Raw genomic sequence first — 20,345 nt, 5'->3', positions numbered from 1 at the left:
GGCGACCGATTGCGCAATTCATATTAATATCCCAATTACCATAAACAGACCCTAAATAGTAATCAGCCGGAAGTGACCAGTTCTTACGCCTGCTCAGAACTGTTGCTTGCAATCGTCCCTCAAGGGGTAGGAAATTTATTTGCGTTTCTGATCCGCCGCCAATTCTGCAATGTCAGAAGGAAAAGCAGCCTCGCACGGCAGCATATAGCCAGAACAAAAATACGAAGCCCGTATCCTCCGCAGGAATGATACGGGCTTCCCTCGAAAAGCGCTCCCTGTCCCGCTTCCGATATAACTTTTCAATGCTGCGCCCGTTTAATATGCACTGCGGTGCCGCTCTTTGTTCTCCAAAGCGGCAACCCCGCCGTGTCATCCAACGAGCAAATTCATACATAAGAGCCGACTTGCCGGCGTTCCCTTAACAGGGACTCAGAACATTCTCGGCTGCGGCTGCTGCTCCAGAATGTTCTCGTCCGGAAGGTTCCTAGCCGTGTAGACTATCTCCTTCACATTCGGCGGAACACCCTCAAGCGTATAGGAGACGAGCTTCCCGTTCTCCACCAGTGCGGTAATGTCGTATCCTGTCGTGAGCTCTGCTTCCTGGGTCTCGTTTACGCGGATCTGATGCTCCATTCCGGTAGCAGTCTCCTTGACATTTATCTGGTCATTACCAACGAGAGTGATGGTCCCACGTATGCTTTGTGCACCCTCGGTGGTCATCGGCTGCTGTTCCTGCATGTACTGAGAGCTTTGCTGCATGCTTTCGGCACCGCTCGGATCTTCAGCCGCATTACCCATAACGCCCAACCCCACGAAAGTGAAAAGCATTACGCTGAAAAACATGGTCATTATCTTTCTCATTTTTTTTCACCTCCTGTTTTTAGATAAAAACAATGACCTTCTTTACGGATATAAGTGCAAGGCGTATGCCGCATGAGACCGGGGAGAAACAGGACGTAATTACAGATGCTTAGGAGAATACGAATTCATTTCCTGAAGTGAACGCAGGTCAATTGTACGAATACGGACGGTTTAATGTGTAGGTAATTTAACAGTACGAACAAAGGCATCTTGCCCGCGGAAATCTTCTCGTGAGCGAAAAGATGAAAGCCCGCATCCTCCGCAGGAATGATACGGGCTTTCTTTGCAAAGCGCTCCCTGTCCCATTTCCGGTTAACCTGTTATCCCGAATTAATATGCGCCGCAGGTCCCCCGGGGTAAGGAACCCCGCGACGCTCTACATCGTGATGAAAGACGGACCGCAGGCCCGTTCTCAAAACGCCGATCGCTGCTCGAGTATATTATCCGTCGGCAGATTTTCAGCGTCGTAAACTATCTTCTCTACGTCGGGCGGCACTCCCTCTTCTACGAAGCTCACGAGCCTCCCGTTCTCGAGCTCGGCGCTTATGTTAAAACCTGTCGTGAGCTGCTTCTGCTGGGCTTCCGTGATCTTTATCTCATGCTCGATGCCCGTGCCGCTCTCGACTATTCTCATTTCGTCATCCCCGACGAGGGTGACGGTCCCCAGCACCGTACCCGAAGACCCTTCCATGAACCGCGGAATGTACTGGCGCCGCTCCATCTCGTTCGGGTCCTGCTGGGCGCGCGCTCCCTTCATCTCGTTCGCGAATTCACTCTCCATAGCGCCCGTATCCTGAACGTTGTATTGCGGCTGAGCCTGGTAGTCCTCGTAACTCCCATGTTCCTGGGCCTTAGCTCCCGTTCCCGGGAGAGCTCCGAGACCTGCTCCTGTGAGCATTAATCCCGCTGCCGTAAAAACCAAGAACCTTTTCATCGTTCTACACCTCCCAGTGCGAGTTTGAATCGGTCTATGCGCATGCATATTTGCAATGCCCATGCCAGCGAGGCAAGCGTGATAATATCGTGTAATTACTAACTGTTACGGAATGAGTCAGGACTTGGCTCTCAGGAGGGGGAAATGATTGTACGTAAAAGTACGGCAAGAGGTGTATGGGAAAATACAGCGGCGAGGGTCATATATCCTCCACGGCATCCCGCCGTATGATATGCAGCATTGACAACGAGTCACTATCTGATATTATATTGATAACGATGTTCAATATCATTATAATAGCGGAGCGGTGGATGGATTTAATGACGGCAGCGGGGCACGCCGATGAATGAGCAAGAAACACGAAGAAGGGAAGGAGAGCACGAATTAATTTTTGTTACCTCACCCTCCCCCGTCTGTCCGGGTTTGGGACCCGTCTTCAAAAACAACTCTTGTCAAAGCTGTCACGCCAACAACGGCCGCGGAAAGCCCGACGATATCCTGACCTCCCTACTCTTCAGGATAAGCGTCCCGGGAGATCCGGGCCGTAGGTCCCAACCCGGCGGCGGGGCTTGACCCCTCTTCCGGACACGCCCTCGGGGGAGCGATGAATCGAGTATTTGAATATCTATTGCCGAATATCGAACGCCCGCGGGTGCTCACCCGTTTTCACCCGCGAGCCGCCTGCGGACTAAAAAGAGAAGGGGAAGCGACGCGAGCTGCGCAAGGACGGAGAACGCGACCATGCCGGTGACTGTCTTTCCGTAGAGCACTCCCATGACCGAGCTTCCGGCGAACCAGGCGAACCCGAAGCCCGCGTTGAAGAGTCCGTAGGCGGTGGCGCGCCTGTCGGCGGGCGTGATGTCCGCGACAACGGCGCGGATTATAGATTCCTGAGCTCCCATCCCTATGCCCCAGAGCGCCATGCCGGCTGCGAGAAGCCCGGCCCCGGAGAGGAATACGAGCGGGGCAGAGAGTGCGGTCGCAGAGACCGCGACAAAGAGAACTGTCATGCCTTTCGTATCGTAGAGACGTCCGAGGACGAGCGCGCTGAGCGCGTCAACACCCATAGCGCCCGCATAGAGGAGAGGTATCCATTCGTCCGCAATCACCCCGGCGGTCTTGATATGGAACGCCGCAAGCGGGAAATCGGCGAACCCGAGGGCGATAAACGCTATCGAAGCGAGGTAGAGCCAAAACACAGGACGGAACCCCCCGGCCTTGGAAACGTCGAATGACGGCTCGAGCGAGCGGGGATGCGGGTATATGACCCTCGCCGCGACGAGGACGGCGAGGGCAATGAGCGCCGGGATCAAGAGCACCCCGAACCCGTAGGCGTAGCTCCCCTTCCACGCGAGCACCCCCGCCACTATCGCCGGGCCTATGATCGCGCCCACCTGGTCCATCGCCTCGTGTATGCCGAAGGCCCACCCGCGCCCCATTTCGTGTGCCGCGTGGGAGAGCATGGCATCGCGGGCGGGGTTCCTGACGGCCTTCCCGAAACGCTCGGCCATCATGAGCACGGCGGCAGCGGGCCAGTTGCCCGTGAGCGCGAGAGCCGGCACCGCCGCGAGGCTGATAACGTAGCCCGCGATCGTGATCGTCCAGTACCTGTGCGTGCGGTCGCTCACGAGTCCCGATACTACCCTGAACCCGTAGCCTATGAACTCGCCCAGGCCCGCGACCACTCCGACGGCAGCCGCGCTCGCCCCGAGGAGGGCGAGGTAGGGGCCGATGATGCTGCGGGCGGCCTCATAGGTCATGTCACCGAAAAGGCTCACCGCCCCGAGGAGAAGGACGAACCTGAGGGCCCGGTTATTCCCTACGTTCACGTTCATGCGAGCGCACCATGCATAGCGGAAATGATACATAACAATAGAGGGTTAAAAAATCATGACCGGACGGAAATCCCGAAATCGGGAGAAATCAGGGAGGCGCGGAGACGGGGCAGACTACTGCGGAGGACCTGATACCGTTCCGCAGCGGGGAGGTTATAAGACAGTCAGTCTTTTTTCTTCTTCGCGGGCTTTTCTTTCTCGACCTCGGGCGCTTCTTCTTTCCCGATCTTTTCTACGTTGTCGACGACCATTCCGCTCTGCAGCACGTAAATGAGGCGGTTGATTATGTGGTGAACGTTCCGGTACCTGTCCTCGAGCTGATACTGCGCCAATTCGAGCCAGTCTATCAGTATGCGCGTGACAGGGATGTTCTGCTGCTGAGACCTCGTCCTCAAGAGGTTCTCGAGGTCGTCTATGCCCATGCCGAAAAGCTCGAACTCCTTCTCCCTTTCGGTAAGCTCCGCCATATCAATTCTCCTTCCCGGGTTTGGATGTCATACTTTCGCGCCCCGCTGCCGCCCGGTTTATATTACATAAGGAAAGCCCGCATAACAATTGCTCCCGGCTTAGCCACGGCATATACTATCAGGCATGAAGAGAACGTTGATCATCGCAGCCATGTTTATCCTCTCCCTCGCCGCATTCCGCGCGCGCGGGGAGGAGTACCTGCCCGATTCGATGAAGACGCACCCCGAGTGGTATATCAACATTTCCGAATGGTCGGTCTACGCCACGTGGGGAGGGGTCGCCATAATTCAGGGCCTGACCATAGAGAACACGTCCGACCTCGCGTACACGGGCGTGAAGGTGAGGGTAACGTACACGTCAGACACGGCCGGAGGGGCCGGGGGAATAATAAACCAGGAAACCGGAGTGCTCCCGATCACCCTCCCGCCTCACAGCAAAGACACATACCTCGAGGCCGGGTATCCCTTCGGCGGAGGCTCGCAGTTCATGAACCCGCTCGCCATACAGGTCCTGGGAGCGACCCCGGTCATGGAGTGATAATCACGGGTGAGCCACGCGGATGCCGGGCGCAGGGCTGAACCAGCAAGCGGAAGGGAAATTTATTTTTCCCCGTCACACGCAAAAACCGTCCGGAATAAGCCACCTGCATCCCCTGACAACCCGCCGGCAAATCCGCCTTGATCCCGGCTGCCTCATTAAGCAGCCTTGTAAGAGGCTTTGTTCACTGGAATTATTGCTTCAACCCGGCAGCCTGTGCCGATTTTCCTGCTTTACTTCCGACCTGTCCGCGACCGGCGGAACCCGCGCCCGGACCCGATTTTTTCCGAAATAAAAAAAGATGCAAAAAAATTCAAACTTTGCTATAATGATAGATAACCGGTTGTTACAACCTGAGCCCCGTCAACTGAAGACTAGGGTCCTCTTGGCAGGGATCCGAAATCTTCCGGGGCTCTTCAGGACTATTTCCTTAATTTATTATACGTACGGGTTGGGGTTTTTGTTTTACAGTCTAAAGGCAAAGATGTAGCGGAAACGGGATTTGTCCATCCGGGCAGCGCTCTGTTGAAACGCGGGTGAGCGGATTATTACGTCGACACAACCGGAAGGCGGCTGGTAATCCGCAGGACCCCGTAATCCCCGGAAGTTTGTAACAGTTGCAGCAAGCATGCGGCCGGAGACGCTCAGCGCGACATGCCGCCGAGCTCCTTTTCCGCTTCGTTCGCGGCTACCCCTGAAGATTTGGTTATGCCGAGTATAGCGCCCGAAATCGTCCCAGCCTGAAAGTAGTTGTTCACGTCTATCATGGCGGCGCCCAGAGTATAGGGGTTCTCACCGTCAGTCCCGTACTTCATTCTCTGTCTTATGAGCACGAGCCTCTCGAGCCTGAGCGAATCCATCTTGGATATGAATGCCGGGAGCGCTTCCTCGTAGAAATCTTCCTTGTCGATAGACGACTGCGGGCCGGTCAGCCCGCCAGAAATGGCGAGGAGGATGTCCTTCGCCCTCTTGGCGGGGTTTATCGCGTCGGCTGCGTCGAGGCCGAGCACCGCGATATCGGTCACGATGTTGGTGTCCGGTTTCTCACCGCGCATGGAGCTCCTGAACTTGTTGTAGTAGTAATCTATGACGTATATGCGCCCGTTTATGACCTCGTCCCTGTAGGCCCTCTGCCTGAGCGGCTCCGAGGCGAGGGAGTTGTAGGTGTCAAGGACCCCCGCCACGTAGTATTTCTTCTCCATCTCCAGCACCTCGTCGTTTATGACCTCGGGCCTGGAATCGCCGTCCACCCCGCTCGCGGCGACGTTCGTGCGCGTAGTCCCCGCCCCCGCGCACGCGGAGAGCATGAGCGCTCCTATAACCAGCGCCCAAACCGGGATGTGATTGTATGACCTTACCGATCTTGCTTGCCATTGCATGGATATCTTTCTCCTCTCAACGGCAATATTATACCGTTTTCCGGAACCCGCATCAGCAGGAATTTCGGGGGGCTCTCCCGACTCGTTATCACTGCCGAAGACTTGCGCCTTTCGAGGGAATTCCCGAAGCGCGCGAACCGGGACGGATTTCTTCCGGCGATTTCACGCCACCTCTTCCATTTTATGAAGGTTTTGTATTATAATTGAAGTGGGTCATTGGCACATTTATTAGCATTGGATATGTGAGCTGTTTCCGGCGCGAACGGGTCTCGCCGGGGGCGGCGGTTAAAAATCCACAGCAGGTCGGAAGATACATGGTCAACCAGTGGGGGACAATAGGCATACCTTCCGAGAACCGTTTCCTGGGACTCTACTACGAGCCCGAGAGCAAGCAATTCCTCGCGCATTTCCACAAGAGCCTCGGCGACGGTTACGGACTCAAGAGCATATACGCGAGGCACATCGCGGACGATACCTACAGGCGGCTGACTCCTGAAACGGACGAGCTGTCCTACGAAGACGTGCTCCTATGCCCGCGCGTATCGAAAATACTCGTGAACGTGTTCCGCGTCGTCAGGAGGGGGCACAGGTTCACGGGCCTGGAGTGGCATTCGCTCCAGGAGATAGACATCGATACCGGGGAGATAAATACGGTGCTCACGCCACACGACCTTACGGTCGAGCCACCCTATTCGAAGGCGTGGATAAGCAGGCTCCGTAACGTGAAGGAAGAGATTCGGAAGCACGGCAGACAGTCCGAATCGCCGGAAGACGAGCTCGTTGAGGAGCCCGGCACGCATGCCGTCTACGGCTCTGGCGGGAAAGAGATACTCTGCACCGTGTCATTCAAGAAGAAAAAGAGCGGGCACGACGATGCGGTCGAGGACTTCCTCTGCAAAGTCTCTCCCGAGACTCACGAGTACAGGAAGATCAGCAGGATAACGAACGCCGCCAAGGAACTGGCCGCTTCCGGGAAATCTGCGGGCGAGAACCTGGCGGTCTGATCCTTACCGGGCGCGACATAGCTACCGGCAGCCCGATTTTTCCTGAAGATACCCTGCGCATCACTTGTAATACCCTAGTTGCGAGAGAGGAGAACAGAGAACTCCTCGCGGGTGCCGCCGAAGACGTCGAGATCGACGAACCCCTTTATACCCCAGAGCCTCCCCCTGTCGGTATACTGCCAGAAGGTCCATTCCCTGCCGTCGGGGAGATGCGGCGTCCTGTATATGTCCCTTATCCATATCCTGTAGCCCGGAAGCCCGCCCGAGATAAAATCCCTGTAGGACTGGTTCGTCGTATAGATGAGCGGGCGGCTGCCGTATTTCCGCTCGACGATGTCCGAGAACTCGACGATCTCCCTGATCAGATCTTCCTTTGCGGGACGGGCGCTGCAGTTGCCGCCGTATTCGACGTCGATCACGGGGGGAAGGAGCCCGGCTCCGGCCGGAACGGCCGCGATATAATTCTCCGCCTGCTCCCTGCCCGACTTGCAGAAAGTGAAGAAGTGGTATGCGCCTCTCGTGAGCCCGAGCTCCCCCGCCCTCTTCCAGTACTCGCCGAACTTCGTGTCCTTGTGGTCCCCGCCCTCGGTCGCCTTTATGAACACGAAATCGAGGCCGGCTCGCTCCAGTATCCCCCAGTCTATCTCCGTCTGGTGGTGTGAAATGTCTATCCCGCGGACAGGATATTTCTCTTCGCTCGGATAGTTGAAGCGGATGTATCCCTCTTCGAAGAATATGAGTAGGAAGACTGCAAGGAGAAGGACGAATCCCAGTGTGGCGATGAGGCGGTTCATAATGCGGGCGCTTGCCCGGATAATATTATACCGAGCAGGTCGGGACAATCCCATCTTTTATTAAGTCGTCGCGGTATATTCCGCGCGCGCGGGGAAAGTACGGTATCTTACGGGGTTTGCCGGAGTAGTTTCTTATCCGGCGAGCGCTTTCTCGATGCGGCGGTCAGGGATCAGCCACATGGCAGCGACCAGGACGTACAGGGCACAGGCAAGCCACGAATTCACAAAGGAAAGCGATATTGCCGCAGCGTATAGCACAAGAGATGCTTTTCCCTTGAAGTCCCGGCCGACCGCTGTCGCTAAAATGGAGTCCGCGCCCTGGTAGATTATGAGAATGCGGGTGAGGATAACATATGCGATCGCAGCTGATAACAAGACCGCGCCATAAAGTGCGACCGGCCAGGCTGCGAAGCGGTTTTCACCCATCCACCCGGTAGCGAAAGGGATCAGCGACAGCCAGAATAACAGGTTCATATTAGCCCACAGGATACGGCCGTTAACCTGCCGGACCGCCTGCAGAAGATGATGGTGGTTGTTCCAGTATATCCCGATGAAAATAAAACTGAGCACGTAACTCAGGAATTTCGGTATCAGCGGGCGGAGCGCACCCAGACCGGCCTCATGCGGTATCGTCAGTTCCAGCACCATGATGGTGATTATTATAGCGATGACGCCATCGCTGAACGCTTCCAATCTCCCTTTACTCATTCGCAGTTACTATATTACCTAAACGGCGCGCTTTTAAGCTAGATTCTTCATAATTTTCTATGAGCCGACACGGATCGCGGGAATTCCTGCCCGGATAAAATTATACCGTCCAGGTACGTATTATCACTTTTTATATCATTTATGGAACTTTAAGCAAGCACTGGCAGGCGAGGATATTCCCGATCGTCGATCTCACGTCCGCGCGCTCGGTTCACGCGGAGCCTCTCGCGAAGGAGCTCGAATCGCGGGGGTAATGAGTTGATGAGGGTGACTAGATATCAGCCGGATTGATTACAGTGATTTAAATCCTCCCTACCCCTCCTTTACAAAGGAGGGAATGAAAACACAAAGATGAGACTCTGAAACAAGTTCGAAATGACAAGGTAGGGTGAGGGCCTTCGGATGGTCGCGGCTGGCCTGTCCTGAACCATGTCCTGAACGCCGTCCTGAACTTGTTTCAGGATTTATTTCAGGATCTATTCAGGAAAGCCGCTCCTACGAATAGGATACAGGACGCAGGATTGAAGAAGAAAAGACAAAATAAAAATCCCTCCTAACCTCCCTTTGCCAAAGGGAGGAATGAGAATGGAAAGACGAGATTCCCGATCGGTGCCTGCCCTGAACCATGTCCCGTATTACAATTTCGAGCGAGCAACTGATTCGAACAAGCAACAGTTGCGAACGAGTGAGCAACTGGTCACTGCTGGTTGATTGCAACAATGCCAATACCTGAGAGCAACCTGACGAAGCCATAACAATCCGGTCACTGCCGGCTGAATACTAGGACGTTTATGCGCTCGGGATGCTCTATCGAAGTCAAAATAAATTGGTCGCCCTTCACCAAGTGCAACAATGAATCTATTCCTCGGTCAATTGTCGTTAATCCTCAAAATACGGGATCTATTCAGGGTCGGGAATGACAGAAATAATAAGGTACACCCCCACCCTAACCCTCCCCCCCTCTAGGGGGAGGGAATTAAATAGTTATAATATATTTATTTCCGAAGGGGCATAAAAATGACCATCGACGAATACATGGCGAAGGTCCCGGCCAAGAGGCGGGGGAGGATGGAAGAAATACTGGGGAGCATACGGTCGTGGTTCCCCGGCGCCAGAATATCCATGAAATATAACATGCCCACCTTCGAGGTAGGGGACAGGTGGGTCGCGGTCGCGAACCAGAAGAGCTACGTCTCCCTGTACACGTGCTCGGAGGAGCACATAGCCCCATACGCCGAGAAACATCCCGCGGTAAGGAGCGGGAAGGGGTGCCTCAACTTCAGGGACAGGGAAGTTATCTATTTCAAGGACCTGAGGGAGGTCGTGAGCCGCGCGTTTAACGCGGAGAAGTAAACAGCGCCTCACCCGCGAAGCGCGCCCGGCTCAAGCCTCCGGGTATACCGATGACTTACCGTTCCTCTATTCAGGGTTTATTGATCGAGAAAGCTGTAAAGCGGTTTGACCTTCGTATTTATCTCCGATCTGCCGCGAATATGAAGTTTTTTATAAATATGAGTCAAATAATTCTTAACGGTTTTTTCAGTCAGGAACAAGCTAACGGCTATCTCTATGTTCGTTAAACCTACGGACGCCAGCCTTAATATCTCGATTTCTTTTGCAGACAGCCGGCTGAAGCGATTTTCAAATAATTCAAAACAGAATTCCTCGAAATACAGCGTTTTCTCGACAAATCGTTCAAGGATTTTTCTCCTGATCCACATATTCCCCTCAAGAACTTCCAGCACGGCCTTGTTAAAGAGATTAAACCCTGTATTTTCCGTTATTATTCCCCTTGCGCCTATTGAAAGCAGTTTAAGCTCCGTATCAGGATTCTCCGCTTCGATAATCGACAAGATTTTAGCACCCGGGATTTTTTCCTTGATAACCGTAATTATTTCGAGGTAATCCCGGGGTTTTCCCGTACAATCCACGATAAACAGCGATATATCCGGCTTCTTGAGAGTATTTAACAGGCATAAATAATCTTCCGCCCAGACGATATCAAGATTGATTATTTCAGGATCAAGAGTGCTTCTGATCCCGCTGTAGGTAATCTTATGCGGCGTTATAACCAGTAAGAAAGCGTTAGTCATGATCCAGTCGCCCGGGCAGACCGGTTCGGGTGACGGGGAGCAAAGGGGTAATTCAGGGAAGGCGAGAGCAGTCGTTCGACTTATTCAGGTTCACTATAGCAATCCAGCCGCCGTAAACGGGAAGTTCTTAGGCCTGTGACTTTGCGTCCCATTCTTTCAAATGGTTTGCCCTTCTAGCTAATTACCATTCTACAATACCACTTTATGTTGTCAACATTTTTCAGGGGAATATAAGATTCGCATTCTATGATTAATACTAATCATTATTAATCAGATTGGATATATCATGAGTTAAATAGATGATAATAACCGGGTAACTACCGAGTTGACCCGGCCCCGTAACAGGTCCGTGAGCCGGATTTTCGGCAAATAACACATGCGGGGTGGGGTCAGAGAAACGGGCGGGAAACGCCCCACCCCCTGAGCGGATAACCGGGCATTCAGGACATGAAGAGCAGACCAGGTTACTTTGCCGCTTCCCTCCCTTAATCACAAGTAAGCGTCAGATCAAAGGGGAAATTCACAAACGGATCGCACTTGATTACAAATCCGTTGCAATTGGCTTTCCAAACGAACTGCCAGTTCCCCACCGCTTTTAATTTTCTCGAAAAAGCTTCGGTTATGAATGGCTGTGAAATTGGAAATCCGAATACTTCTTCCACATGGAACCCGTCTAAAAACGGCGGAGTAGAACATGTGAAAGTACCTCCTCCATCTAAGTTCAAGACCGGCGCCCATAAGGCGGTGATATCCTTGGCTTTGATGCTTTCACTGATAAATTCCTTGTTTATCTCGAACTCGATTTTACTACATTTAGAATCGAATTTGCCGTCCCAGGTGCTCGGAGTATCTTCCGTAACGACATTAACCGTAACACTGGCCGAAGAGGCGCAGCTGCCGCTAGGAGGCTTGGCTACAAAATCAGTATCGGAGGTCACTGTCTGATGGGAGATTCCCGGGGAGCTCACCGAGCCTATGCCGGGCTCGATTGACGAGACAGTCCCTCCCCAGCATAGGGTCACTTCATCCCCTTTGCAGGTGAAGACTATGTCGTCGGCGTTGTCGTTGACGGAGCCTTGCAATTCCTTGCATTCGCGCTCCGAGAGATTCCCTACATATACATTCAGTACAGCCGGTTCTTCGTCGCAGCACGAGGCCAGAAACATTAATGGAGAAAGGACCACAGGAACAATTACTAACCGTATAATATATCTCATAACCCACCCCCGTTAAACGAGTCGTAATTTTATTATTGTTTTTTGTTTGCCTGTACAGTCCCCGCTATGCCCGGAGTAATCGAGAGTTCAGGACGCGAAGCGAACTCTACCGTGGATATGTAAACAGAATCAAAATATCTGGAGAACCGGTTGAGGAGAGCGGACGCTTCCTGCGGTGTCTTGCCGGCGGTTAAAACCTTTGCGCCCGAATTGGAGGATACGGCGAAACCCTGCTTCAATTCCAGAAGAACGATGTAAGTTGAATTTTTATCGTCTTTGCTGCTGAATACCTTCATGCTTCTGACTTCTTTACTATTCGCTATTACAGGCATCATCTCCTGCCTGAAGAATTTTTCGAGCTCCGCGGCCGACCCGTTTTTCACGCTTCCTTTCAGGAATAAAAACCCGGAGGGACCTTTGGGAGAAGGAAACTTCATTTTTCCGGGAGAATACGGTTTTTGTTCGACTACCTGAGCTTGACCCGGTAAAAAAATAATCGACAGCAATAACACGCCAAAGACTAAACATTGAAAAATTACTTTCATGTTACACCCCCCGTAACCAGAATGTTTTATCGCCGGTTTAAGTATCAATAACCCCTTATCGGCATATTGGGGCGATCCCTCGCGCGGCACGGGCATCCCGGGCCGCAATCCTCTATCGCGCTTAAAAATCAATGAGAAAAACCTACCTAAAACAGAGTTTTGCATTTCTCAATATGCCTAGATAGTCCTTATTTTTTATTAATTCTGTGTTAAATTTTGGGACTATACAGGGACTCCGTAATCAAGTTTCAGAAATTAAGAGGATTGATTCGAGCCGGAGCCGAAGCAGCTGCTTTACAAGCGCGCAATGACTGGAGGGGAAGACCGGTTATAACATGCTCAGGATAGAGATATGGTCGAAGGGGGCGATCGAGTGGTCGCTCGAAGGGGAAGGTGACTGGCTCCAGTACCGGCAGGCCGCGATAAAGCTGCGCTCGCTCTTCCCGGAAGCGGACGAGGTGGAGATCGTGCTCGACAAGGACAACGTCAGGACGGTCCCCATCAAGGACGCGATAGAAGAGGTGAAATCTCTGGGGGGCGGACGAAACCTGATGCTTTGCGACAAGAAATATGAGAAAATGATGATGTTCGTCTACGGCGGGTGAGCGTGGTAACATGAGGGACCTCAAATACGTGCTTATCTTCGGCGCGCTTCTCATTTTGCCCGCAGTCCTGTGCCCGGCCGCCGGCGAGGACGAGGGCGCGAAGAAGCCTCCGCAGAACGAGACCTACAAGAGCAGGCACGGGTTTTCGATCGAGTACCCGGAGGGCTGGCAGCTCGTGACGTACATGGAGGAATACGAGACCCTCGGGGAGTCGGAGAAGGACGCGGGGAACTACTTTTCGATCCAGAGTTACAGGGACGACGACCCGCGCATAAGGAGCTACCACTACTTCCCGGCGGACACGCTCAAGATAGAGGCCAGGATATTTCCCGGTTACGGCGGCACGCTCGCAGAGCTCATCACGCGGACCAAGGACATAACGAAGATCGACGACTTCACGATAGGCGGCAAGAAGGCGAAGAAGGTATGGCAGAAGGTCGGGGAAGGGATGGACGAGGGGGACGAGATATACTCGATCTATTTCGTCGACGACGGCAAGAGGGCTATATTCACGTGCTATCCCGTGTATTCGAGCTTAACAAACAAGTTCGAGGAGATAGTCGGGAGCTTCAGGTTCGACGGGAGCGAGGCGAGGAAGAAATAATCCGGGCAACCGCCATACCGCCTCACTTTTTTATTGATAGCGACATCGGACAAGGGGTTTTCTACTCGAACAACTCAGTGAGCGGGTTCCCGGTCGCGCCGTTCGGGTAGGGTATTTTGAGGAGCGCCGAGACAGTGGGCGCGATGTCGGTTACGTACACGGGCCTCATCGACTCCCCAGTCTTTATGTGACGCCCGTAGAATATTATCGGCACGTGCGTGTCGTAATCGTAAGGCGCGCCGTGCGTAGCGCCTTTCTTCCCGAACCTTTCCTTGTATTCGATCCACGCGGGCTCCATTATAACAATGACGTCGCCCGACCGCTTCCTGTTGTAGCCGTTCTCGACGAGCATCCTCGCGCCTGAAGTAAAGTCCTCGGAGTTAAGCTCTGAAGACGTCACGACATCCGCGACCCCGTCGAGCTTCATGAGATAGGACGCGGCCTTGCTTTCGACGTCCGCGAGAGGGAGCCCGAGCTTCTCTTCTATCAGGTCGCGGTCGAGGTAGACCTGCTGGTTGCTGTACGAGAGGACGAACCTGATGCCTCCCAGCCTGAACTCTTTCCCGAGGTAGCTGTTGAGCCTGTCCCTTACCTGGTCGTCGTCGATGAAATATCCGGCGGGGATCCCGGCATCCTCCAGATAAAGGGGCACGTCCCCTACCCCGTGGTCGGCTGTGAGGAAGACGAGGTAGTTGTCCTCGCCGACCTCGGTGTCGAGAGTATTCAGGAGGTCCGCGATGTCGAGATCGAGCCTGAGATACGCGTCCTCGACCTCCACGGACCTCGGGCCGTAGTAATGCCCGATTATATCGGTCGACGAGAAGCTCACCGCGAGAAAATCAGTGACGTCGTCCTGTCCGAGCTGTTCCCCCTTTATCGCGGCCGCGGCGAAGTCCTTGGTGATCGAGTTCCCGAAAGGCGTCGCCTTTATGAGCCTCCCGTACTGTCCCTTCGTCTCGTCAGGATTCTCGGCGAGCACGTCCTCCAATACGTACGGGAAGACGGGCTTCCTGTACTCCCCCGTTTTTTCGTCCCTGCCTCTTAATGATTTCTCGTATGCGTTGTCGTCGGGCAGGCTCTCGGTGTATGTCGATATATCGTAGAGGGTGTTCCAGACGCCGTCCCTGCCGGGCATGTCCGCGTATTTCCCGGCCGGATATTTTTCATTGAAATCGGCGACCCAGCCGGGGAGCTCGGGCTTCGCGCCCCGGGACATTTTTTCATCGCGGTAATAATAAGTGCTCGTGACCCACCCGCCGCTCTCGTCGTCGAGCCAGTAAGCGGCGTTCCCGAGATGCCCTGCGGGCATTATGGCAGCCCTGTCCTTGAGCCCTATGCCTATTACTTTCGATTTCATTCCGGTCGCGAGCCTCAGCTCGTCTGTGACAGTCGAGGAAAGCATTTTCCGGGGGGATAGCTGCCCCGCTTTTTCGTCTTCGTCCCCGCCGCCCCCTACGAGACTCACCGACGCGTCGCGCGCGCAGTAGACCTCGTCGTTTTCGGGCGCCCGGACGAACCAGTGGTTCCCGATTATGCCGTGCACGGAAGGGGGAGCGCCCGCGTATATGGACGCGTGCCCTGGGCAGGTCGTCGTAGGCACGAAGTTGAATTTCGCGTTCCTGAAGATGAACCCGTCGCCGGCGAGCCTCCTGAAGCCGTCCTCGCCGTATTTGCCTGCGAACCTTTCCAGGAAATCGTACGCCATCTGGTCGACTATTATGCCAACCACGAGCTTCGGCGGGGAATCCCCGGCCGCCTCGGTCTCGGGCTCGGGAGCTAACGCCTCAGGTTCGGGCGCAGGGGAAGGGACGGTCTCCCGAGCGGCCTCCAAAGCCTCCTCCTCGTCCTCGGGCTGGCCGCAGGAAAACGCGAAAGACAAAGCCAAGGTTATCAGGAGAACAACGGCAATTCGGGTATTGGCTGAAAATTTCATATCAACGCTTATCCGATAATATCCGATGAATGTTAACAAACAATGAAGACCCGTCTTACGTTGATAATATAGTATAGTCTAAATCTCCGTTTCCATAGTGACGCATTGATTTGTCCCCTAACGGGGCGCTCTTGATTTATATTTCAAAACTGTGTTAAAATCGAAGCATTTTAACAATATCGTCAAGCAATTATATTCACGGAGGATACACAATGAGAAGTTATTTCTTGATGTTATTACTGACTGTATCGTTTCTTCCTTTTTATGCGTCCGCTCAGGAGCCGGTTTGTCCGTGCGACATATCGACCCTGCAAAACGGATTAAGCGGCAGCGATATCATTGATTTATTATGTCCCGGCGGGAGTCTCGGCAGCGACAGCGAATTTTTTCTAAACCCGACTACTGTGTTGATATCTCTGAACGGTCCCCCGAATACAGATTACGAGGTTGAGGAGGTCAATGCGGGCGAGTTCTTCTGCGCTATCAATACCGATGGCCAAGATCCCGTAGAGCTGCAGCTGCTTCCGGAAGATTACATTAGCTGCAGACAGCAGCTGATCGACAGATGCAGCCTGTTAACCCGCGGCATCCCGACGCTCTCGGAGTGGGGATTGATCGCGACGGCTGGCACATTGGGAATCGCCGGACTAATCGCCGCGAGAAGAAGAAAAGCAGCGGCTTGAATCAAGACGGCATTACGATGAAATCATCTGAGGGGGCTCCGGCCCCCTTTTTCTCACCCCGATAATAAAACACCGTTCACATAGAGCTTGTAACGAAAAAGGTTTTGGGTTTATAATTCCGTTTAACAACGCATATCAGGAGGGAGAAATGAAGAAGGCAAAACTAATATTCGTATTCGCGCTCGCGCTCGCGGCTGGCTGCGTCTCGCAGAGCACGTACGACCAGCAGGTCGCCGAGACACAGCAGCTCGCATACCTCAACTCGGTATATCAGCAGCTGAATACCGTGCTCGCGGCTCAGGTCGCGGCTGACCAGGTGGAGATACAGCAGCTCCAGGACCAGCTACAGGTTACGCTCGTGAACGAGATACTGTTCAAAGAGGGCGGGTGGGAGCTTCACTCAGAGGGACGCCAGACGCTCGACCAGATCGTGCCCGCGCTTCAGCAGGCTCAGGGCAAATATATCGTAATACAGGGATTTACGGATGACCTTCCTATATTGGAGCCGCTCGCGGGCCGCTTCCCGACCAACTGGGACCTCGCTGCGGGGCGCGCGATCTCAGTCGTGCGCTATCTGGCGGAACAGGGGATAGACCCGAACTATCTCGCCGCGGTGTCGTTCGGGCCGTACCACCCGGTAGCCGACAACAGCACGCCCGCGGGACGCGCACAGAACAGGCGCATCGAGATCGATATACAGGACCAGATGCCGTAGCATCGTCACAATAACGGGGAAAATTCTTTTAATCCCCTCCTTTGAAAAAGGAGGGTTAGGGAGGATTTAGCATTATTAAATCTCCGTTGCCCTTCGACAGGCTCAGGGCGAACGGGATGGATTAAATTACGGGTAACGAATCCCCCACTGGAAAAATCCCGCAGGTCGTTTATATTCTTCCCTCTATGGGGTTACCCGGCTCGCCCGGCCGGGGAGCAAACACACAAATTAAGGCAGAAAAGGGAATTGTCACGGAAGAAGGGGATTGCGCTCGCTCTCTCGTTCGGGGTCATAATCACGGGGCTATACGCGTTCCGGTATTTAAGCGGGACTCATACGGAGTACTGCCCTCTTTCCCACAAGCTCAGCGACACCGCGGACTGCATCGTCCTTCACGTCTCCCGCGGCAGGGTGCTCGTACGCCACAGGGACAGCTACACGAGAGAGGCCTACTTCGAGATAATAGAGAACGGCCGCTCTCAAAAGTTTGACATCCCGGAATTGAGCCTGAACGGCAGCGGGCCCAAACGGTTCAGGGTAAGGCTCATCGTCGATGAGCCGGGCGCGGTAACCATAAACGGCGCGCGCTACGACCTCGTCCCGCTCGTGAACGGGAGCAGGTGATACAGCCGACCTCTAATCGACGACTATGACGTCGAAGCACTGGGGCGGCGTGGAGTTGGCGCAGAAACCGCATACGGCTTCTTCGGATCTCACGCCCGGTATGTCGATGAAGAGGGAGAGCTTGTCTATCTGGAACGCGTCGATATCTCCGAGAGTCCCCGCGAAATCCCCCTTGACGAACCTTCCGAACTCGTTCTGGAACGTATCGAAGAGAGTGAGCGTCCCGCAGTCGGTGAATTCGGCTATCCACAGCTCGGGCTCGTTCAGGAACGAGAATATCGTGCCGGGGTTGGGAGTGCCCGCGAGGAGGCCTTTCTGCCACGCAAGGTTGAAGAATTCGCCCGACTCCTGCCCCTCGCAGTTGAAGCAGGCAAGCCCGTCCTCCTGCCCTATCGCTAGTATGTCCTCGGCGACGCAGAAAGACCCTTCGAGGTTCACCCCGAAGCAATCGCCTACGCCGTCGTCGTCACAGGATATGAACGCAAGCCCGGCCGCAATGATCAAAACCAGAGATATCAGCGCTTTCATGCATCTACACGCCATAACAAATAAATTATAGCAAATATTTTTAGGATTGGTCTATATACCGATACAGACGTGTGCCGAGCAGTACCGCCGGTCTTAACGCGCCGTTAAAACCCGCTTAACCGGGAATTAAATCCCGGCTGATAGTCTCAATAAAAAATTTTCCATAGGGGGAATATGGTCATGAACAGCTTAAGGGAAGCATTGAGAGGATTTACGTATTTAGGCGCCATACTTGCAGTGTGTTTGTTAATTGTATCTGCAAGCTGGGCTGAAGAGGCAGTCGTAGATGCACGCCACGGCTCGCATCACGGAGGAAACGACAACAAGGTAGATTTCTGGCTGACGATACTCCACAACAACGACGGGGAATCGCAGCTTATTAACGCCGGCGTGGGCCTCGAGGATTTCGGCGGCGTTGCCAGGTTCGCAACTCTCGTTAAGAAGCTCCGGAAGGAGGGGGACAAGAATTTCGCCAAAAAGAGGATAGTTCTGACGCTCAATTCGGGCGACAATTTCCTGGCTGGGCCCGAATTCAACGCGAGCCAGCAGAAAGGAGTCCCCTACTACGATTCGATCGCGCTAAACAAGATAGGTTACGACGCGATGGCGCTCGGCAACCACGAGTTCGACTTCGGCCCGGACACGCTCGAGGACTTCATACTCGGGTTCAAGAACCCTCCGCCCTTCGTATCGGCGAACCTCGATTTCTCCGAGGAGCCGGGGCTCGACGCGCTCGTTGACGACGGAATCATAGTGAAGAGGACGGTGGTGTTCAGGGAAGGCGAGGCGTTCGGCATAGTCGGCGCGACTACTCCGGAGCTGCCTTTCATATCGAGCCCGAGAGACGTCATAGTGCTCGAGAACGTAGCCGAGCTAGTGCAGAAAGAGATAGACAAGCTCACTAAATTCAAGATTAATAAAATCATCTTCATAAGCCACCTGCAGGACGTGAACGAAGACCTCGCCCTCGCATCCGAGCTCAGGAACGTCGACATAATGATCGCAGGCGGGGGAGACGAGCTTCTGGCGGAAGAAGGAGACCTGCTCGTGCCGGGAGACGACCCGGCGAACGCGTTCGGCCCCTACCCCCTGACCGCGACCGGAGCGGACGGCGCGGAGATACCTGTCGTTACCACGGCGGGGGACTACAAATATGTGGGAAGACTGATAGTCGCATTCAATAAAAAAGGGAAAGTCATAAAGGTAGACGAAAATAGCGGACTCGTGAGGGTGGCGGGAGGGGCCAATCCCGACGCCGTTTCGCCCGACCCCTTCATACAGGCGAACGTGGTAGACCCCGTGCAGGATTACGTCGACGGCCTCGCGGCTAACGTGATCGCGACGAGCGAAGTGGCGCTCGAAGGAAGACGCGACCCCGGCGTAAGGACTATGGAGACGAACGAGGGGAACCTGGTAGCTGACGCCCTGCTCTACCAGGCGACGCTCCTCGCACCGGCTTTCGGGATGCCCCTTCCGGACGTCGCTCTCCAGAACGGGGGCGGAATAAGGAACAATACGCTCATACCCGCAGGCCCTATAACGGAGCTCACGACGTTCGATATATTTCCGTTCACGAACTTCGTATCGATCGTGCCTGCGATCCCCAGGGACCAGTTTAAGGAGATAATGGAAAATGCGGTCTCCGCCACCCCTGTCGCGGACGGACGCTTCGCGCAGATCGCTGGGTTCTCCATGGTCTACGACCCCGCGGGCACGGCGCAGGTGCTGGATGCTGACCTGAACGTCGTAACCCCGGGAACGAAGGTGAAAGAAATCGTGCTCGACGACGGCACGGTGATTGTTACAGGCGGAGTCGTACAGCCGGGCGGTCCGATAGACATAGCTACTATCGACTTCTCCGCGAGGGGCGGGGACATGTATCCTTTCAGGGGAGCGCCATTTACCACATTGGGCGTCGTATATCAGAAGGCTTTGTTCAACTATATTGTCGATCCTGTAGCCCAGGGCGGACTCGGCGGAGTAATTTCGGCTGCGCAGTATCCCGAAGGCGGAGAGGGAAGGATTACGACTGTGCCGTAGAAGGATTATAATGAGGGAATGAAAATACGGGATTGCCGCGGTCGCTTTGAATCGTTTTGCAGTTAGCGTTCAGCTAAGAACAGTCACTTCTTCGCAATTTGCCTAAAGTGACCGATTCCTTACTCGCTCGGAATCGTCCTCGCAATGACACCATTCTTTGTCTTCGCGAGGCTGCAAGGTAGCCGTGGCGATCTCTCTTTTTATTTTCGTCTTTCGCAAATGAGAACTGAAGGGCTGC

The 20,345-nt window shown here is 54.1% G+C and carries 22 protein-coding genes and 1 riboswitch; of the genes, 10 read left to right on the top strand and 12 right to left on the bottom strand.

The window, feature by feature from the left end:
- Positions 1-429 precede the first annotated feature (429 nt).
- Together AB1598_14225 and AB1598_14220 are read right to left on the bottom strand one after the other, a co-directional pair.
- Positions 430-861: a hypothetical protein gene (locus AB1598_14225; protein ID MEW6146165.1), complete on the bottom strand. Its 432-nt coding sequence runs from the start codon at positions 859-861 to the stop codon at positions 430-432.
- Positions 862-1,273: 412 nt separating this feature from the next.
- Positions 1,274-1,795: a hypothetical protein gene (locus AB1598_14220; GenBank protein MEW6146164.1), complete on the bottom strand. Its 522-nt coding sequence runs from the start codon at positions 1,793-1,795 to the stop codon at positions 1,274-1,276.
- Between the two features lie 342 nt (positions 1,796-2,137).
- Between AB1598_14220 and AB1598_14215 the strand changes: the two genes are divergently transcribed.
- Positions 2,138-2,368: a di-heme oxidoredictase family protein gene (locus AB1598_14215; GenBank protein MEW6146163.1), complete on the top strand. Its 231-nt coding sequence runs from the start codon at positions 2,138-2,140 to the stop codon at positions 2,366-2,368.
- 83 nt (positions 2,369-2,451) lie between these two features.
- Here the strand turns inward: AB1598_14215 and AB1598_14210 are convergent, their stop codons facing one another.
- Together AB1598_14210 and AB1598_14205 are read right to left on the bottom strand one after the other, a co-directional pair.
- Complete coding sequence (locus AB1598_14210; protein MEW6146162.1) at positions 2,452-3,630, bottom strand: MFS transporter; 1,179 nt, start codon at positions 3,628-3,630, stop codon at positions 2,452-2,454.
- Positions 3,631-3,794: 164 nt separating this feature from the next.
- Complete coding sequence (locus AB1598_14205) at positions 3,795-4,097, bottom strand: hypothetical protein (protein MEW6146161.1); 303 nt, start codon at positions 4,095-4,097, stop codon at positions 3,795-3,797.
- A 124-nt stretch (positions 4,098-4,221) separates the two neighbouring features.
- Here AB1598_14205 and AB1598_14200 point away from each other — a divergent pair, with 124 nt between their 5' ends.
- Positions 4,222-4,635: a hypothetical protein gene (locus AB1598_14200; protein MEW6146160.1), complete on the top strand. Its 414-nt coding sequence runs from the start codon at positions 4,222-4,224 to the stop codon at positions 4,633-4,635.
- Positions 4,636-5,279: 644 nt separating this feature from the next.
- On the opposite strand, the gene AB1598_14195 is transcribed toward AB1598_14200, so the two are convergent.
- Positions 5,280-6,014, bottom strand: coding sequence for a hypothetical protein (locus AB1598_14195; protein MEW6146159.1), 735 nt, complete (start codon positions 6,012-6,014; stop codon positions 5,280-5,282).
- A gap of 314 nt (positions 6,015-6,328) precedes the next feature.
- Between AB1598_14195 and AB1598_14190 the strand changes: the two genes are divergently transcribed.
- Entirely contained in the window at positions 6,329-7,018 is a 690-nt protein-coding gene (locus tag AB1598_14190; protein ID MEW6146158.1) for a hypothetical protein, read from the top strand.
- 74 nt (positions 7,019-7,092) lie between these two features.
- Here AB1598_14190 and AB1598_14185 read toward each other — a convergent pair whose 3' ends face one another.
- Together AB1598_14185 and AB1598_14180 are read right to left on the bottom strand one after the other, a co-directional pair.
- Positions 7,093-7,812 carry a GH25 family lysozyme gene (locus AB1598_14185; GenBank protein ID MEW6146157.1) on the bottom strand — a complete coding sequence of 240 codons (720 nt, stop codon included), beginning with the start codon at positions 7,810-7,812 and terminating at the stop codon, positions 7,093-7,095.
- 132 nt (positions 7,813-7,944) lie between these two features.
- Positions 7,945-8,520, bottom strand: a complete 576-nt coding sequence (locus AB1598_14180; protein ID MEW6146156.1) for a TMEM175 family protein — start codon at positions 8,518-8,520, stop codon at positions 7,945-7,947.
- A gap of 1,017 nt (positions 8,521-9,537) precedes the next feature.
- On the opposite strand from AB1598_14180, the gene AB1598_14175 reads away from it, so the two are divergent.
- Complete coding sequence (locus AB1598_14175; GenBank protein MEW6146155.1) at positions 9,538-9,873, top strand: DUF1801 domain-containing protein; 336 nt, start codon at positions 9,538-9,540, stop codon at positions 9,871-9,873.
- Between the two features lie 77 nt (positions 9,874-9,950).
- On the opposite strand, the gene AB1598_14170 is transcribed toward AB1598_14175, so the two are convergent.
- The 3 genes from AB1598_14170 to AB1598_14160 all read right to left on the bottom strand — a co-directional run bounded on the left by AB1598_14170 (position 9,951) and on the right by AB1598_14160 (position 12,213).
- On the bottom strand, positions 9,951-10,613 hold the full coding sequence (locus AB1598_14170) for a response regulator transcription factor (protein ID MEW6146154.1): 663 nt from the start codon (positions 10,611-10,613) through the stop codon (positions 9,951-9,953).
- Between the two features lie 94 nt (positions 10,614-10,707).
- A riboswitch (cyclic di-GMP riboswitch) is annotated at positions 10,708-10,793 on the bottom strand.
- A gap of 305 nt (positions 10,794-11,098) precedes the next feature.
- Positions 11,099-11,830 (bottom strand): hypothetical protein, encoded by a 732-nt coding sequence (locus AB1598_14165; GenBank protein ID MEW6146153.1) that lies wholly within the window; start codon positions 11,828-11,830, stop codon positions 11,099-11,101.
- A 32-nt stretch (positions 11,831-11,862) separates the two neighbouring features.
- The gene (locus tag AB1598_14160; GenBank protein ID MEW6146152.1) at positions 11,863-12,213 is read right to left on the bottom strand and encodes a hypothetical protein; all 351 of its coding nucleotides are present in this window, start codon (positions 12,211-12,213) and stop codon (positions 11,863-11,865) included.
- Positions 12,214-12,710: 497 nt separating this feature from the next.
- On the opposite strand from AB1598_14160, the gene AB1598_14155 reads away from it, so the two are divergent.
- Together AB1598_14155 and AB1598_14150 are read left to right on the top strand one after the other, a co-directional pair.
- On the top strand, positions 12,711-12,980 hold the full coding sequence (locus AB1598_14155; GenBank protein MEW6146151.1) for a hypothetical protein: 270 nt from the start codon (positions 12,711-12,713) through the stop codon (positions 12,978-12,980).
- Positions 12,981-12,990: 10 nt separating this feature from the next.
- A complete protein-coding gene (locus AB1598_14150; protein ID MEW6146150.1) occupies positions 12,991-13,584 on the top strand; it encodes a hypothetical protein in 594 nt (197 codons plus the stop codon).
- Positions 13,585-13,645: 61 nt separating this feature from the next.
- Here the strand turns inward: AB1598_14150 and pafA are convergent, their stop codons facing one another.
- Positions 13,646-15,517 (bottom strand): alkaline phosphatase PafA, encoded by a 1,872-nt coding sequence (gene pafA / locus AB1598_14145; protein ID MEW6146149.1) that lies wholly within the window; start codon positions 15,515-15,517, stop codon positions 13,646-13,648.
- Positions 15,518-15,729: 212 nt separating this feature from the next.
- Between pafA and AB1598_14140 the strand changes: the two genes are divergently transcribed.
- From AB1598_14140 to AB1598_14130, 3 genes are all read left to right on the top strand, one after another.
- The gene (locus AB1598_14140; GenBank protein ID MEW6146148.1) at positions 15,730-16,200 is read left to right on the top strand and encodes an IPTL-CTERM sorting domain-containing protein; all 471 of its coding nucleotides are present in this window, start codon (positions 15,730-15,732) and stop codon (positions 16,198-16,200) included.
- Positions 16,201-16,348: 148 nt separating this feature from the next.
- On the top strand, positions 16,349-16,915 hold the full coding sequence (locus tag AB1598_14135) for an OmpA family protein (GenBank protein MEW6146147.1): 567 nt from the start codon (positions 16,349-16,351) through the stop codon (positions 16,913-16,915).
- Positions 16,916-17,161: 246 nt separating this feature from the next.
- Complete coding sequence (locus tag AB1598_14130) at positions 17,162-17,539, top strand: hypothetical protein (GenBank protein ID MEW6146146.1); 378 nt, start codon at positions 17,162-17,164, stop codon at positions 17,537-17,539.
- 12 nt (positions 17,540-17,551) lie between these two features.
- On the opposite strand, the gene AB1598_14125 is transcribed toward AB1598_14130, so the two are convergent.
- Positions 17,552-18,067, bottom strand: coding sequence for a hypothetical protein (locus AB1598_14125; protein MEW6146145.1), 516 nt, complete (start codon positions 18,065-18,067; stop codon positions 17,552-17,554).
- Between the two features lie 180 nt (positions 18,068-18,247).
- Here AB1598_14125 and AB1598_14120 point away from each other — a divergent pair, with 180 nt between their 5' ends.
- Positions 18,248-20,107, top strand: coding sequence for a bifunctional metallophosphatase/5'-nucleotidase (locus AB1598_14120; protein MEW6146144.1), 1,860 nt, complete (start codon positions 18,248-18,250; stop codon positions 20,105-20,107).
- The last annotated feature ends 238 nt before the right edge of the window (positions 20,108-20,345 follow it).

It is taken from the genome of Thermodesulfobacteriota bacterium (assembly GCA_040754335.1).
Lineage (GTDB): Bacteria > Desulfobacterota_D > UBA1144 > Nemesobacterales > UBA2774 > 2-12-FULL-53-21.
This window is presented reverse-complemented; position numbering and strand designations above follow the sequence as displayed.

Bases quoted from the DNA above. Each gene is read 5' to 3' on its own strand.
- AB1598_14225 (MEW6146165.1), bottom strand. From the start codon at position 861: ATGAGAAAGATAATGACCATGTTTTTCAGCGTAATGCTTTTCACTTTC.
- AB1598_14220 (MEW6146164.1), bottom strand. From the start codon at position 1,795: ATGAAAAGGTTCTTGGTTTTTACGGCAGCGGGATTAATGCTCACAGGA.
- AB1598_14215 (MEW6146163.1), top strand. From the start codon at position 2,138: ATGAATGAGCAAGAAACACGAAGAAGGGAAGGAGAGCACGAATTAATT.
- AB1598_14210 (MEW6146162.1), bottom strand. From the start codon at position 3,630: ATGAACGTGAACGTAGGGAATAACCGGGCCCTCAGGTTCGTCCTTCTC.
- AB1598_14205 (MEW6146161.1), bottom strand. From the start codon at position 4,097: ATGGCGGAGCTTACCGAAAGGGAGAAGGAGTTCGAGCTTTTCGGCATG.
- AB1598_14200 (MEW6146160.1), top strand. From the start codon at position 4,222: ATGAAGAGAACGTTGATCATCGCAGCCATGTTTATCCTCTCCCTCGCC.
- AB1598_14195 (MEW6146159.1), bottom strand. From the start codon at position 6,014: ATGCAATGGCAAGCAAGATCGGTAAGGTCATACAATCACATCCCGGTT.
- AB1598_14190 (MEW6146158.1), top strand. From the start codon at position 6,329: ATGGTCAACCAGTGGGGGACAATAGGCATACCTTCCGAGAACCGTTTC.
- AB1598_14185 (MEW6146157.1), bottom strand. From the start codon at position 7,812: ATGAACCGCCTCATCGCCACACTGGGATTCGTCCTTCTCCTTGCAGTC.
- AB1598_14180 (MEW6146156.1), bottom strand. From the start codon at position 8,520: ATGAGTAAAGGGAGATTGGAAGCGTTCAGCGATGGCGTCATCGCTATA.
- AB1598_14175 (MEW6146155.1), top strand. From the start codon at position 9,538: ATGACCATCGACGAATACATGGCGAAGGTCCCGGCCAAGAGGCGGGGG.
- AB1598_14170 (MEW6146154.1), bottom strand. From the start codon at position 10,613: ATGACTAACGCTTTCTTACTGGTTATAACGCCGCATAAGATTACCTAC.
- AB1598_14165 (MEW6146153.1), bottom strand. From the start codon at position 11,830: ATGAGATATATTATACGGTTAGTAATTGTTCCTGTGGTCCTTTCTCCA.
- AB1598_14155 (MEW6146151.1), top strand. From the start codon at position 12,711: ATGCTCAGGATAGAGATATGGTCGAAGGGGGCGATCGAGTGGTCGCTC.
- AB1598_14150 (MEW6146150.1), top strand. From the start codon at position 12,991: ATGAGGGACCTCAAATACGTGCTTATCTTCGGCGCGCTTCTCATTTTG.
- pafA (MEW6146149.1), bottom strand. From the start codon at position 15,517: ATGAAATTTTCAGCCAATACCCGAATTGCCGTTGTTCTCCTGATAACC.
- AB1598_14140 (MEW6146148.1), top strand. From the start codon at position 15,730: ATGAGAAGTTATTTCTTGATGTTATTACTGACTGTATCGTTTCTTCCT.
- AB1598_14135 (MEW6146147.1), top strand. From the start codon at position 16,349: ATGAAGAAGGCAAAACTAATATTCGTATTCGCGCTCGCGCTCGCGGCT.
- AB1598_14125 (MEW6146145.1), bottom strand. From the start codon at position 18,067: ATGAAAGCGCTGATATCTCTGGTTTTGATCATTGCGGCCGGGCTTGCG.
- AB1598_14120 (MEW6146144.1), top strand. From the start codon at position 18,248: ATGAACAGCTTAAGGGAAGCATTGAGAGGATTTACGTATTTAGGCGCC.